Here is a 14,032-nt window from a genome sequence, read left to right as displayed (position 1 = left end):
CGCCAGGGGGAAGCATGTACAAGAATAACGCCTGCCTGGGTGCGGCATTGATCCTTCTATTGCTGGCGGGTTGCGGTGGCCAGCAGAGTAAGCCCGCAAAACCCGCGGGGGATATGGTCAGAGACAGCGGCCCGCCGGTGCCGGTGGATATGCTGGCGGCACCGGAACCCACACCGGTGCGCGAGCCGGTGGGTGTGGCCGGTAACAAATCCCCCTACATAGTCAACGGCGTCACCTACCGGGTGCGCAACGGCGTCAAAGGCTATCGGGAGCAGGGGCACGCCTCCTGGTACGGTACCAAGTTCCACGGCAAGCGCACCGCCAACGGCGAGGTCTACAATATGTATGCCATGTCCGCCGCGCACAAATCCCTGCCGCTGCCCAGCTACGCCAAGGTCACCAACCTGGAAAACGGCCGCAGCGTAATCGTGCGGATCAATGATCGCGGCCCATTCGTCCCGGGCCGCATCATCGATTTGAGTTACACTGCCGCGCAGAAACTCGGCTACATCAACAAGGGTGTGACCCGGGTGGAAGTGGTGGCGCTGGACCCGGAGACACTGCCGACGGCGGGAGAAACACTGGCGGTGGAAAAAGATGTTTCCGCGCGGGAAGCCCTGGCGGAAGATGCCAGCTTCAAGCTGCCCGCGAACACCTTCCTGCAGGTGGGTGCCTACGGCAGCGCCTCCCAGGCAGACAGGGTCCGCGGGCGGGTATCGGCGGTTGTCGACTATCCTGTATCGGTCAGCCCCGTTGAGCGCGCGGGCAAAACACTCTACCGTGTGCGCATCGGGCCCATCTCCCAGCAGCGGGTGCTGGTGGCGCTGCGGGAATCGGTGGAAAAGAACCGGCTCGGCCAGCCTCAGGTGGTTTACGACTAGAAGCTATCTCCAACAAAATACGAGGAATTAAAGAGACAACTGCCCATGATCAAACGCCTTATCGTCTGCTCCCTCCTGTTTATCTGCGCCGCACTGGCCCAGGCTGAACAGTCGCTGATCCCCGCGCCACCGCAGCTGGCCGCCTCTGCCTATATATTGGTCGACGCGCACACTGGACAGGTGCTGGTGGAGCACGATGCCGACAAGCAGATCCCCCCCGCCAGCCTGACCAAAATGATGACCGCCTACATAGTGTCGGAAGAGATCGAGAAGGGCAGTATCAAAGAGACCGACCAGGTGCGCATCTCCGAAAAGGCTTGGCGCAAGGGCGGCTCCAAGATGTTTGTCAAAGTGGGAAACAAGGTGCCGGTTATCGATCTGCTGCGCGGCGTGATCGTGCAGTCCGGCAACGACGCCAGTATCGCCCTGGCGGAGCATGTCTCCGGCAGCGAGGAAGTGTTCGCCGAGGTGATGAACCAGCAGGCGGAACTGCTGGGTATGCGCGACACCCATTTCGTCAACTCCACTGGCTGGCCGGCGGAGGGGCACCTCACCACCGCCCGCGACCTGGCCACCCTGGCCCGCGCGGTAATCGCCGACCATCCCCAGCACTACGACATCTACTCCGAGAAGTATTTCAGCTACGCCGGCATTAACCAGCCCAACCGCAACAGGCTGCTGTGGCGCGATCCGGCGGTGGATGGCCTCAAGACCGGCCACACCGAGGAGGCGGGCTACTGCCTGGTGGCCTCCGCGGTGAAGCGCGGCATGCGCCTTATCGCAGTAGTGGTAGGCACTGACAGTGATGAAAAGCGCGCCTCCGAGACCCAGAAACTGCTCGCCTACGGCTTCCGCTACTTCCAGACCCACAAGGTGTACAGCAAGGACGACACATTGCAGACCGAGCGTGTCTGGGGTGGCAAGTCCGGCCAGGTGGGTATCTCGGTACAGGAAGACGTCTTCGTCACTATCCCCCGTGGCGGCGAGGAGAATATCAAGGCCGACCTGATCATCGACGGCGAGCTGGAAGCGCCATTGGAGAAGGGCCAGCCTGTAGGCAAGGTTGTGGTCACCCTGGACGGCGAGACCGTGGCCGACGTGCCCGCAGTGGCCGCCGAGGAAGTGGAAAAGGCCGGCTTCTTCAAGCGTATTTGGGATTCGATCAAGCGTTTTGTGATGGGCTTCTTCAACTGACCTGCCGGCACCCGGGACCGCGGAGCTCCAGCTCCGCAAGGCGGCGAAGCCGCCCCTGGGAGCGCCGAGCTGTTCTAGAGCGCTGAAGGCTCCAACTCGGCAATGGCCCACAGGCCCGAGGGGGCGAACATAGGGTTCGCCCCTCCCGCCCTCCCTGTCCACTCACCACGCACCGCTGTATAATCCCGGCCCGACACGCACACGGGCGTGCCCGACGAGAGCGGTATGAGCCAAGATTCCAAAGATCCCCAAGTGCCCCCCAAAATCGAATTCCCCTGCGAGGACTACCCCGTCAAGGTCGTGCGCGATTCCGATGACCAGGTGCACGAATTTGTTCTGGAAGTGATGCGCCGCCACGCGCCGGATCTGGACGAGGAGCGCATCACCCTGCGCGAGAGTCGCAACGGCAAGTTCACCTCCGTGACCTTCTTTATCGTCGCCACCGGCGAGCCGCAGCTGCAGGCGCTGTTCGAGGAACTGAAGGCTCACCCGTCCGTGCATATGGTGCTCTGATGACCACCGTGAGAGACCTGGGCAGGCGCGGCTATGAGACCGTGTGGCGCGCCATGTCCCACTACACCGATACCCGCGATGCCGACAGCCCGGACGAGATCTGGTGCGTGGAACACGAGCCGGTGTTCACCCAGGGCCAGGCGGGCAGGGCGGAGCACCTGCTGAATCCCGGGGATATCCCGGTAGTGCAGGTGGATCGCGGCGGGCAGGTGACCTATCACGGCCCCGGTCAACTGGTGGTCTATCCGCTGCTGGATCTTAAGCGCGCCAAAGTGGGTGTGCGCGAGCTGGTAACCGCCCTGGAGAGCGCCACTGTCGCCATGCTGACGGAGTTCGGCATTCGTGCCGCGCCCCGCGCCGATGCACCGGGCGTCTACCTGAGCGAAGGCCCCCGCGCCGGCAACAAGGTCGCCTCCATCGGCCTGCGCGTGCGCCGCGGTTGCAGCTTTCACGGCATCGCCATCAATATCGATATGGACCTGGCGCCCTTCCTGCGCATCAACCCCTGCGGCTACGCGGGCCTGCAAATGGTGCAGATGGCGGAGCTGGTCCAACCGGTGCCCGGCTGGCAGGCGGTGGCGGAAATTTATGTGCGCGAATTACTGGGCACCTTGAACTTGTCCGAGGCCCGCTGGGAAACTGCGGACGAAAGCATTTTTACGGCGTGCAGCGCCGCAAAGGAAACGAGCAATGGCTGAGAGACCCGATCTGGTACCGGTAAAACGCACGCGCCGCTTACAGCAGGGCGAAAAATTGCGTGACGGCGATAAAGTTGAACGCATCCCTGTCAAGGTGATCGCCAGCGACGACGTGCTGCGCAAGCCGGACTGGATTCGCGTGAAAGTGCCCGCCTCCAAGGAGGTGGACCGTATCAAGAGCATTTTGCGTTCGCAGAAACTCGCCACAGTGTGCGAGGAGGCCAGCTGCCCGAACCTGGGTGAGTGTTTCAGCGGCGGCACCGCCACCTTTATGGTCATGGGCGAGATATGCACCCGCCGCTGCCCCTTCTGCGACGTCGGCCACGGCAAACCCCTGCCACTTGATCCGGAAGAGCCGCAGCATCTGGCCGAAGCCATCTCCGCCATGGGCCTGCGCTACGTGGTGATCACCTCCGTGGATCGGGACGACCTGCGCGACGGCGGCGCCCAGCACTTTGCCGAGTGCATCAAGCGTTCCCGCGAAATGTCCCCGAACCTGCAGGTGGAAATTCTCACCCCGGATTTCCGCGGGCGTATGGACGTGGCCCTGGATATTCTCGAAGCCGAGGCCCCGGACGTATTCAACCACAACCTGGAAACCGTCCCCCGCCTGTACCGCGAATCCCGCCCCGGCGCCAACTACAAGTGGTCGCTGAAACTGCTGCAGGAATACAAGAAGCGCCGCCCGGACGTGCTCACCAAATCCGGCCTGATGGTGGGCTTGGGTGAAGAGAAGGAAGAGATCTTCGCCGTACTGGACGATATGCGCGCGCACGATATCGACATGCTCACCATTGGCCAGTACCTGCAACCAAGCAGGGAACACCTGCCGGTGCAGCGCTACGTGCACCCGGACGAATTCGAAGAGTATCGCCGCTACGCCGAACAGATCGGCTTCAAACACGCCGCCTGTGGGCCGCTGGTGCGTTCCTCTTACCACGCCGACAAGCAGGCGCACGGAGAAAAAGTCAGTTGAGTTACTGCCCTCTACATCGATAAATGTTATTCACATCGATCGGTTGTACTGGAGGTCTCAGGGGTGGGGAATGCCATCCCGGGGACCAAGAAGGGTTTCCCCTGCTGACAGTCTCTACTGGCGTGTGGACTGGATTGGGCTGTCGAACGGAACCATAGAATTTTTCCGGCACTCCATTTTCAGGTAATCGGCAGTCCCGCCTCTCACTTTCGTCTCTTCTCCTCACCAAAAAATGATCATGCCTGGCACAGGGGGTATGTCGTATCTGGTCCTGTCGGACTTGCCTTGTGTATCTCATTCATACGAATGCGGGGAGTAGGGTGGCGGAGTGGATAATCGCAATCGCTCCCCGTTGAGCATTTCCCCGATCTTAGCCTACTGTTGTCTGTATCCCATGGAAAAGCCCGACACCTGTCCGGGAGGAGATAATGATGACTGTTGGCAATCGATCCGGATTCCTGGCGCTGATCATCGGCGCCCTGCTGGTGTGGTCCACCGCGTCCCCGGCCCATCACGGTTGGGGTTGGGCCACGGATGAGGAGTTTGAAATCACCGGTACCATTACCGACGTACGCCTGGGAAATCCCCACGGCGAAGTGACCATTGAGGTGGATGGTGCGGAGTGGGTGATTGAAGTCGGCCAGCCGTGGCGTAACAAGCGGGCGGGGTTGAAGGACGAACTGCTCAGCGTGGGCCGCGAGATCACCGTACATGGGCATCGCTCCGCCCGGAAGGGCCAGCGCCTGGTGAAGGCGGAGCGCGTGGTGATCGATGGCGAGGATTACAACCTCTACCCGGGGCGTGACTCCTGACGACTCGCTGAGCCGGCTCATGGAGTCCTGGCTGATTGCCCTGGAAAGCTCCGGGATAGCCACGACACTGCGTAACTCGGTGTGGCTGTATCCACTGGTCAACACCGGCCATGTCCTTGGGGTGGCCCTATTGGTTGGGGGTATCGTGCCATTGGATCTGCGGCTGCTGGGCCTGTGGCGCAACCTGCCCCTGGCTCCGCTATGGCAGGTGTTGCGGACCACTTCCGCGACGGGGCTGGTGATTGCGGTGGTTTGCGGGACCCTGCTGTTTTCCACTCGCGCCACCGAATACGCGGTCTCCCCCTGGTTCCAGGCGAAGATGCTGGTGGTACTGCTTGCCATCACTAACGCACTCTGGTTGGCTTGGCATACGCGGGTTAGTGGACCGTGGAAAGCCGACGTTGCGAGACTGCCGGCGGCCATTTCAGTGGTGGCCTGGGGGGCGGCGCTTTGCCTGGGGAGGCTGCTGGGGTATTTCTGATTACCGGACGGTACTGCCCGACAGGTATTCCTCCAACTCAGTCCACGCCGCCTGCACCTCCATTTTCCCCGGAGTGGAAGGAAACTGGTCTGGGTGTGTTTGCCGATGCCACCTTCCAACGATAATTACCACAGTTGCGCATCCTCCAACCGCCCACCGCGGGGTGGAAGCGGCGTGGCGGCCTTTCACGCGCAGTCTTCTTTTATTTTTGATGTTAACAACCTTCTCCTCTGTGGCAGATATTCCCAACGGGCGTTATGCCATCGTTTCCCGCTTAGTGGTCTTGCGCTGGACGTGGCCAGCCAAAGCACCAGTAACGGAGCGAATATCCAGCAATGGTCCTATCACCACGGTACCAACCAGCAGTTTGATGTTACCGATTTGGGTAACGGGTACTACAGCATACGACCGGCGCACAGCGCTAAATCTCTGGATGTCTGGGATTTTTCGACAGAAAGTGGTGGTGAAATTCGCCAATACTCTTACGTCGGAACAAACAATCAGCAGTGGCAAATCAATGAGCTCGGCAATGGATACGTGAGCATTATTTCCCGGCACAGTGGCAAGGCGCTGGATGTATGGGAGCACAGCACCAGCAACGGCGGTGATATTCGTCAGTACACCTATTACGGTACCCACAATCAACAGTTCGAGCTAATACAGGCGAGAGACATGTACCCGGAAACGGAGAGCCTATCCCTCGTCTGGTCGGAAGAATTTGCCTATACCGGACTGCCCGATAGCACCTATTGGGGCTACGAGGAGGGACTGGTGCGCAATAACGAAGCCCAGTATTACACGGTCGCGCGACCGGAAAACGCCTGGGTGGAAAACGGTGTATTGACCATCACCGCTCATCGGGAGAATTATGAGGGCGCCGCCTATACGTCGGCCAGCCTCAAAACTTCCGAAAAAGTGGACTGGACTTACGGCCGATTTGAAATGCGCGCAAAAATCGATGTCCGAAGCGGTATGTGGCCGGCGTTCTGGATGCTCGGTTACGGAAAATGGCCGGAAAATGGCGAGATCGACATTATGGAATACTACCAGAATAAAATTCTGGCCAATGTCGCGTGGAAGGCCAATAACTCCGATCCCTGGTCCGCCGCCTGGGATTCCTCTTCCCGATCACTCTCCTCACTAAGAGATATCAATCCCAACTGGGAAAATGAATTCCATGTATGGACGATGGACTGGAATGCAAACACCATCCGTCTTTATGTGGATGGTGCGCTAATGAACGAAACTGATTTAAGCAATGTGGCAAACCCAGACGGCAGCAACCCCTTTGTCGACAGCCCAAAGTATATGCTTGTCAATCTGGCGATAGGTGGCAATAACGGAGGGGATCCCAGCAACACTGAGTTCCCGGCAAAGTATGAGGTGGATTATATAAGGGTGTACCAGTAGAACCGAGCTGGGATTCGGCGTTGCCGGGACGCGACCCCGGGACTTACAGATACTCTATTTCAAGTTCTTATTGGCTCGTCATACAGGCGCAGGCCGGTATCCAGGTGGCACCTGGGTTCCGGCCTGCGTCGGAACGACGAAAGCGCGCTGTAGGGGCGAATCTTGTATTCGCCCGGGCGGCCCGCAGGCCCGCAGGCCCGCTTGCCGAGCTGGAGCCCGGCGTTCCCAGGGGCGCTCCCACAGCTCTCCTTCACTTAACCGATATATCTCCTTCGCCAGCAACAGAAACGCCCCCGTCGCAAAGGGCTAAGTATTCCGAGCATCAGCCTCTGGGCAACTCCCGAGCGAGGGGAAGCCGATAAAAGCATTGTCGCGGGTGTCTTGAGCGTTGTGGGTTTCAGGGGCCGACAGCTTTGGTATCGTCATCAGCGACCCCGCGACGTTGGTGATTTTCCCTGACCGGACCCCAGATCAACAGGCTCAGCGGCGTGGGTTTGGCGTCGCTGCCGCTGCGGTCGTCGCCGTCCAACTGCGTCACCGGCTGCAACAGCAGCTGGGCCTGTTTCATTCGCTGCCACTGCGCCGGATCAATCGATGGTTCCCAGGCGCCGACGTTTTCTTCTGTGAGATAGCGGAAATGCCACTCCGGGCTGCGCAGGTCGTCCAGGGAGGCGGCCAGTACGCGGCCGCCTCGGCTGTCGTCGCGGTAGATCAGGTGGGCGCCCTTGTCCTTCCCGGATTCCACCAGCAGCGCTGCGCGTGATATTGGCGGACGTTTGGTGCCGTGCCCCTGCAATGTGAAATCCTGTCCCGCTTCGGGGCCCGGGATTGTGTGCCAGCCGCGCTCGTCCCGGTAGACGAGATTGAAGCGGGGGCGGGCTCCCTTCTCCGGTGACCAGTAGGAAGCGATAACAGGCTGGCCCCGATGATTCGCGTCCACCGCGGGCGGGTTCATCAGGTTGCGGTTTTGTGGGATGGTGGCGGCAACTTCGGCGCGGGCTTGTGTGATCGGCAGTTTGTAGTCGCTGCCATCGCTGCGCTGCCAGCTTTTGCCCCCGTCGTCGGAGCGGGCGTAGAGCAGGTCGTGGTTGCTGGCCACGTCCGGGGTTTCCCGCCAGTTCCAGGCCAGGTGCAAACGCCCGCCTTTATCAATGCTCATGTCCCAGTAGGCGCTGCGTTGGGATTCACCGTCGATGAGGTTGCCCTGGCGCCGGGACCACTTCTGCTGTTCAGCGGCGTAATGGTTGAGTACCAGGCGGCCATTGCCGGAGCCGCCGTCTCGGTAGAGGAACAACAGGTTGCCGTCTGCGAGCCGGAAAAACTGCGGATAGGTCACGCTCTGTTCCGCCTCGCCGACCATAGCGCGCGGCTCGCCCATGATCAGGCTGTCCGGTTCGACGCTTCGACTGTAGTTGAGGGGGGTGTTATGGTGACCCCAGGCTAGGTGCAGGTAACCCCCCCCGTCCACCACAAGGCTGATGGTGTTGTGGGCGTCCTTCAGGTCGGTGATGAATTCGGTGGGGTGGATCTGCCAGCTGTTCTCGCCCAGACGGCGCTTGGCCAGCAATAGCCGGCCGTCGGCGCCGTAGAAGCCGGCGTATTGGTACGCGCCGTCCGTGTAGAGTGTCTGGCGACTGCCGGCGACCACGTTTATTGAACTGCCGGCATAGGCTTCTTCGATCACCGGAATTTGCCGGGCGCCGACCTCAGCCGGGCCTGGAATTGATTCCGCTGCCTGCGCCTGGGTCGTAGCCAACAGCAGGGTGAACAAAGAGATAAACGGAGTTTTCATGGTTTCATTTTTTAAGTTTATTGAGATAGAAGCACCCGCGCCATGACGAATTGAACCGGGGGGGCGTTACGCTATTTGTAGGATGGGCACAAATCGGCAGGATTGCCGATTTGGACGCCGCAGGCGCCCGCGAAGCGGGCGAGCGCCAGGGATGGCGCGAGTCAACGGAGCGCAGCGACGTGCCCATCATTTGGCCGATGGGCACGCTGCGCTTTGCCCATCCTACGATTTTGCACCTGTAGGAGCCTGCTTGCAGGCGAAAGATCGAGGTCTCGAATCAGCACATGCCCAAGCAACCATCCATGGAGCTATCGCCGGCCCGGCCGTCCATGGCCGGTCGCAAAAATGCGCAGCGAGCAGTGCTCGCTAAGCGCACATTTTTGCCCTGCAAGCAAGCTCCTACAAAGAGAGGTTTGTAGCGAGCGTAGGGTGCGCCGTGCGCACCGAATTAGGTTGAAAACCCCTCCGGCTTCGATTCGGTGCGCACGGCGCACCCTACGGCACCACCCACTGAGCGAGGCCCTGCTGCCGGTGGCCATCCGGCAAATATTTACCGATGAGGTTTTTTGCCGGATGGCCACCGGAGCAGGGCCGGTCGGAGCCCCCGTGGGCCGATCTCTGTTTAATCGTGCTCAGCAAGCACCGTTGACTTCTGGGGAATCAGACGGAACCCATAGCTGTAGGACGCGGCCGGGATCTGGTATTTCTCCAGCGGCCTGGCGCCCCAGGAATTGTCGCCGCCGACACCCATTTGCTTCCAGTCGATATTCAGACTGACCAGGTCTTTCGGCCTGAGTTCCGCACCGTGCAGGCGAACGGATTTGCGGTCGTGCTCCAGGTCCGATTGCAGTACCGGCAGGGCCGACATGCTCAACAGCTGTTCGCCCTCAATGCGCAGGCCGGAACCGCTGCCGTCCGTCAGGGACATCCAGCGCACATCGGTTTTGTTGCCGGTTTCCTGGGGGCGCGAATAGTCGTGATACTGGCTGTCCACTGGGGCGTTGTACACACCCACGGCGGCGCCGGTCTTGCGGTCCTCGTAGTTTTCGTGGGGACCTCGGCCAAACCACTGCAACTGCTTGTACTCGCCTTTCAGCACCAGGTTCATGCCCACCCGGGGCAGGACAGGCAGACCGTCCTTCAACGGCTTGAAGTGGGCGCGGACCCGGATTTCACCGGAGCCCAGTATCCGGTACTCGGTGGCAAATTCAGCGGTCTGATCGCCGAGCTGGTGCAGAGTGTTGACGACCGCACTTTGCGAACCATCGGCGCTATGGCGGAACTCCACCAGCTGCGCCTCCTGGGTGGCGGCCTTCCAGGTCGGATCTTTCAGCATCCAGGCAGCGTCGTTGTCGATGGGCGCCCGCCACAGGTTGGGGGTCAACCCTTTGATCAGCAGCTCTTTGCCGTCGATCTTGTAGGACACCATCTGGCCGTTGGATTTGTTGAATTGCACCGAGATATTTTTGCCGGTTACCGTCAGCCCATGGTCGCCATCCTTCACACTGACTTTTGCTTTTGCTTTTGCTTTTGCTTTTGCTTTTGCTTGCTGCGCCGCCGCTGACTGCTCGGGGGTATGCAGTTGGAACTGGTCCCAAGCCACGACATGGTCACGGCCGAGCAATGGAATAGTGCCCTCATTGGCGAGCGTCTCGATTGTCAGGTGATATTCCGCGCTGGGATTCCTGTCGTATTCGGGCAGCCGCAGTTGGAACTTCTCCCGCTCCCCGGCCTCGGTCTCCAGCGCGGGGCCGGCACCTTCAGCGATCGAGCGGCCGTTTTCCAGCAGTCGCCAGCGAATCCAGAATTTATCGGCGGACAGGAAATCGTGACGGTTCCAAAGGGTGAATTCGAGCCCGGATTCCAGGGGTTGCGGTTTATCAGCTTCGAACTTCAACGGCTGATAAACTTTCCTTATTTCCCAGGCGTGGGGATTCAGTGTGCGGTCCGACTGTATCACGCCGTTGGCGAGGAAGTTGTCCGAGTCCGGCCGCGGGCTTTCGCCGAAGTCGCCGCCGTAGGCCATGATCTCAACGCCCTCGGCGTTGGTCTTGAACAGGGTCTGGTCCACCCAATCCCAGATAAAGCCGCCCTGCAGCTGCGGATAGTGATAGATGGTATCCCAGTATTCCTGCAGGTTGCCGATGCTGTTGCCCATGGCGTGGGCGTATTCCGCCTGGATCATCGGCTGGCCGGGATTGCTCTCGGCGTAGTCGACCATTTCGGGGATAAAATCATACATGGGCGTGTAGATATCCACGTACTCCAGGGTGGAGTGGCCGTCCACCGTGCCCCAGCCGCCATAGGTCACCGGGCGGGAGGGGTCGTTGTTCCGTATCCACTGCGAACTTTTCTCGAACGCGGGCCCTATTCCCGCCTCGTTACCCAGGGACCAGAGAATCACCGACGGATGATTTTTGTCCCGCTCCACCATGTTGGCGACCCGCGCCAGGTGCGCGGCTTCCCACTCCGGTTTGTAGCCGAGGTGGTATTTTTCGCGCGCGGATGGATCTTTTCTGGCGGCCTTGTTGCCCTCCTCCATATATTCGTGGGACTCGATATTGGCCTCGTCCAACACATACAAGCCGTACTGGTCGGCGAGTTCATACCAGCGTGGATCGTTGGGGTAGTGGGAGGTCCGCACGGCGTTGATATTCAGCTCTTTCATCAGCTGGATATCGCGGATCATGCTCTCGCGGGTCAGCACCTTGCCGGTGCGCGGATCGTGCTCGTGGCGGTTGACACCGCGAATGGTCACCGGAACCCCGTTTACCAGGAACTGGCCGTTTTCCATTTTCAGATTTCGGAAGCCGATGGCCTGCTCGATAACCTGGGTGTCTTCACCGATCCTGGCTTCGATAATCAACTGGTAGAGGTCTGGCGTTTCCGCCGACCAGGGTTTGACCCCCTCAATTTCTCCCGCCACCTGGAAGCGGGTGTCGCCACCGGCTTCAACGGTTTGTGATTCACTGAATACAACCCGGTCTCCATCGCTCACCGCAACCGTCAGCTCGGCGGGTGTTGTCCCCGACCCGGAGCCGGCAAAGTCCAGCTCCAGGGCGAAGTCCCCGTTGCGGTAGCTTTCGTCCAGGTCGCTGGTGACGGTGAAGTCGCGGATGTGAGTATTGGGCGTAGAGAAAGCAAAGACCTCGCGATCGATGCCGCTCAGGCTCCAGGCATCCTGGTCCTCCAGGTAGCTGCCATCGGACCATCGGTACACTTCCACGGCAATTTTGTTGTCACCGGGTTTTACGTAGCGAGTGATATTGAACTCCGCCGGCAGTTTCGAGCCCTGGCTGTAACCGACCTTCTCGCCGTTGACCCACAGGTACATGGCGGAGCTGACCGCTCCGAAGTGGAGGAATACCTGCCTGTCCTGCCAGTCGTCCGGTATTTCCAAGGTCTTGATATAGGAGCCCACCGGATTGTAATCATGGGGGATGCGCGGCTGGTCGGCGGGGAAGACATAGGGGATATTGACGTAGTGGGGAATGCCATGCCCCTGTAGTTCCCAGTTAGAGGGCACTTGGATACTGCCCCAGTTGGAAGCGTCGAAGCCCTGTTTCCAGAAATCCATCGGGCGGTCGCCGGGCTTTCTGACCCAATTGAATTTCCACTCTCCGTTTAACGAGTGGAAATAGCGGGAATTTTCCCTGGTGCCTTTGTCGGCCAGATGGCGGTTTTCGTAAGCGTAGAAAGTCGCTCTCGCCGGCTCCTTGTTGATCTGGAAAATCTCGGGATTTTCCCAGTCGTTGGCTTTCGCCGCTGTGGAATTCGCGGATGGCGATTGATTTTCCGCATTGGAATCCGGCTGGCGTTCGCAGGCGGATAGGAGCAGGCCGGCGGCAAGCAGGCCGCCCGTCAACAGTACAGGACCGGTTCTATGGAAGTTACCCATGGTTTTCCCTCATCAGATTATGTCTTTATTCTTTCAACCCAAAAAACTGTCACTCTGTAGTTGGCGCAGTGGCAGACAACTGCTCCATGCGCTGTCTGCGTGACCGCCATCCATGGCAGCCTCGCACCGGCCGGAGCCCTCGAACCTGAATGGTGCGCACGGCGCCCCCTACGGCCTCAACTCAAGTGGTTGATAGAGAGTGCCCGGATAACCCCACGGATTTCCGCCAGTCCCTTCAGGCGGCCAATGGCCGAGTAACCCGGATTCACTGTTTTGCCAATATCGTCCATCATCTGGTGTCCGTGATCGGGGCGGATAAATATTTTTGGTGCGGAATCGCCCCTTCTCTGCTCCTCCGCCAGCAGGTTCCAGACTACCTGGACCATATCGATGTCGCTATCCAGGTGGCAGGCCTCGTAGAATGACCGCTGTTCGTCAGCATCGCGACTGACGCCGCGCAGATGCGCAAAGTGAATACGCGGGCTGAAGCGGCGAGCCATTTCCGGCAGGTCGTTGTCCGGCCTGCTGCCGTAGGTGCCCACACAAAGGGTCATGCCATTGGCCGGGCTGGGGAGTTCCCCGAAGAGGAATTCCAGGTCCTCGGCGGTGCAAATGATCCTGGGTAGGCCGAGCATGTCCCTCGGCGGATCGTCCGGATGTATGGCCAGCTTGACGCCCAGCTTTTCGGCTATCGGCAATACCCGGGAGAGGAAAGCGAAGAGGTTCCTGCGCAGGGTGTCCCGGTCGATTCCGCGGTAGTTGTCCAGTGCGGAACGGAAATCATCCAGCCTGTAACTGTCGGTCATTCTGCCGGGTAACCCGGCGATAATGTTTTCGGTGAGTTGCTGTTTTTCCTTCTCTGTCATTGCGGAGAAGGTTGCCTTTGCTTCGGTAATCTCCTGTTCCGAATAGTCGCACTCGGCATCTTTCCGTTCCAGGATAAACAGGTCAAAAGCCGCGAATTTTCTCTGGTCGAAACGCAGCGCGTAGGCGCCGCTGGGCAGCCGGTAGCTGAGGTCGGTCCGGGTCCAGTCGATCACCGGCATAAAGTTGTAGCAGATGACTTTTATCCCGCACTCCGCCAGATTCTCCATACTGGCAATCCAGTTGTCCACATAGCCCCGATGCCCGGGCCTGGACAACTTGATATCTTCGTGGACCGGAATACTTTCAACCACCGACCACTTTAATTGAGAGCGGCCGGAGTCGGCCGTTTCGATCGATGCCTTGTGCCTGCGGATCGCATCCACTGGCCACACCTCCCCAGTGGGAATATGGTGCAGAGCGCTCACTATATCGGTGGCGCCGGCCTGGCGGATATCGTCCAGGCTGACCGGATCGTTGGGACCAAACCATCTCCAGGATTCGCGCATATGA

General features: G+C 59.8%; 11 protein-coding genes. 8 read left to right on the top strand and 3 right to left on the bottom strand.

Going from position 1 to position 14,032, the window contains the following annotated elements; genetic code table 11:
- Window positions 1-14: 14 nt before the first annotated feature.
- From FHS09_RS10110 to FHS09_RS10075, 8 genes are all read left to right on the top strand, one after another.
- A complete protein-coding gene (locus tag FHS09_RS10110) occupies window positions 15-881 on the top strand; it encodes a septal ring lytic transglycosylase RlpA family protein (RefSeq protein ID WP_183459422.1) in 867 nt (288 codons plus the stop codon).
- A gap of 45 nt (window positions 882-926) precedes the next feature.
- A complete protein-coding gene (locus tag FHS09_RS10105; RefSeq protein ID WP_183459420.1) occupies window positions 927-2,075 on the top strand; it encodes a D-alanyl-D-alanine carboxypeptidase family protein in 1,149 nt (382 codons plus the stop codon).
- A gap of 225 nt (window positions 2,076-2,300) precedes the next feature.
- Window positions 2,301-2,588, top strand: coding sequence for an HP0495 family protein (locus FHS09_RS10100; RefSeq protein WP_183459418.1), 288 nt, complete (start codon window positions 2,301-2,303; stop codon window positions 2,586-2,588).
- A complete protein-coding gene (lipB, locus tag FHS09_RS10095; RefSeq protein WP_183459416.1) occupies window positions 2,588-3,286 on the top strand; it encodes a lipoyl(octanoyl) transferase LipB in 699 nt (232 codons plus the stop codon). Before FHS09_RS10100 ends, lipB begins: the two co-directional genes overlap by 1 nt.
- Window positions 3,279-4,262, top strand: coding sequence for a lipoyl synthase (lipA, locus tag FHS09_RS10090; RefSeq protein ID WP_183459414.1), 984 nt, complete (start codon window positions 3,279-3,281; stop codon window positions 4,260-4,262). Before lipB ends, lipA begins: the two co-directional genes overlap by 8 nt.
- Window positions 4,263-4,690: 428 nt before the next feature.
- Window positions 4,691-5,074 (top strand): DUF6152 family protein, encoded by a 384-nt coding sequence (locus FHS09_RS10085; protein ID WP_221191926.1) that lies wholly within the window; start codon window positions 4,691-4,693, stop codon window positions 5,072-5,074.
- Window positions 5,075-5,093: 19 nt separating this feature from the next.
- A complete protein-coding gene (locus tag FHS09_RS10080; protein WP_221191925.1) occupies window positions 5,094-5,555 on the top strand; it encodes a hypothetical protein in 462 nt (153 codons plus the stop codon).
- Between the two features lie 174 nt (window positions 5,556-5,729).
- Window positions 5,730-6,965, top strand: coding sequence for an RICIN domain-containing protein (locus FHS09_RS10075; protein WP_343057460.1), 1,236 nt, complete (start codon window positions 5,730-5,732; stop codon window positions 6,963-6,965).
- Between the two features lie 397 nt (window positions 6,966-7,362).
- Here the strand turns inward: FHS09_RS10075 and FHS09_RS10070 are convergent, their stop codons facing one another.
- The 3 genes from FHS09_RS10070 to uxuA form a co-directional block, all read right to left on the bottom strand.
- On the bottom strand, window positions 7,363-8,757 hold the full coding sequence (locus tag FHS09_RS10070; RefSeq protein WP_183459409.1) for a BNR repeat-containing protein: 1,395 nt from the start codon (window positions 8,755-8,757) through the stop codon (window positions 7,363-7,365).
- A 622-nt stretch (window positions 8,758-9,379) separates the two neighbouring features.
- Entirely contained in the window at window positions 9,380-12,655 is a 3,276-nt protein-coding gene (gene lacZ, locus FHS09_RS10065) for a beta-galactosidase, LacZ type (protein WP_183459407.1), read from the bottom strand.
- 176 nt (window positions 12,656-12,831) lie between these two features.
- The gene (gene uxuA, locus FHS09_RS10060; protein ID WP_183459405.1) at window positions 12,832-14,028 is read right to left on the bottom strand and encodes a mannonate dehydratase; all 1,197 of its coding nucleotides are present in this window, start codon (window positions 14,026-14,028) and stop codon (window positions 12,832-12,834) included.
- Window positions 14,029-14,032 lie beyond the last annotated feature (4 nt).

Origin of the sequence: Microbulbifer rhizosphaerae (assembly GCF_014191725.1) — a bacterium.
In the GTDB taxonomy this organism is placed as follows: Bacteria; Pseudomonadota; Gammaproteobacteria; order Pseudomonadales; family Cellvibrionaceae; genus Microbulbifer; species Microbulbifer rhizosphaerae.
This window is presented reverse-complemented; position numbering and strand designations above follow the sequence as displayed.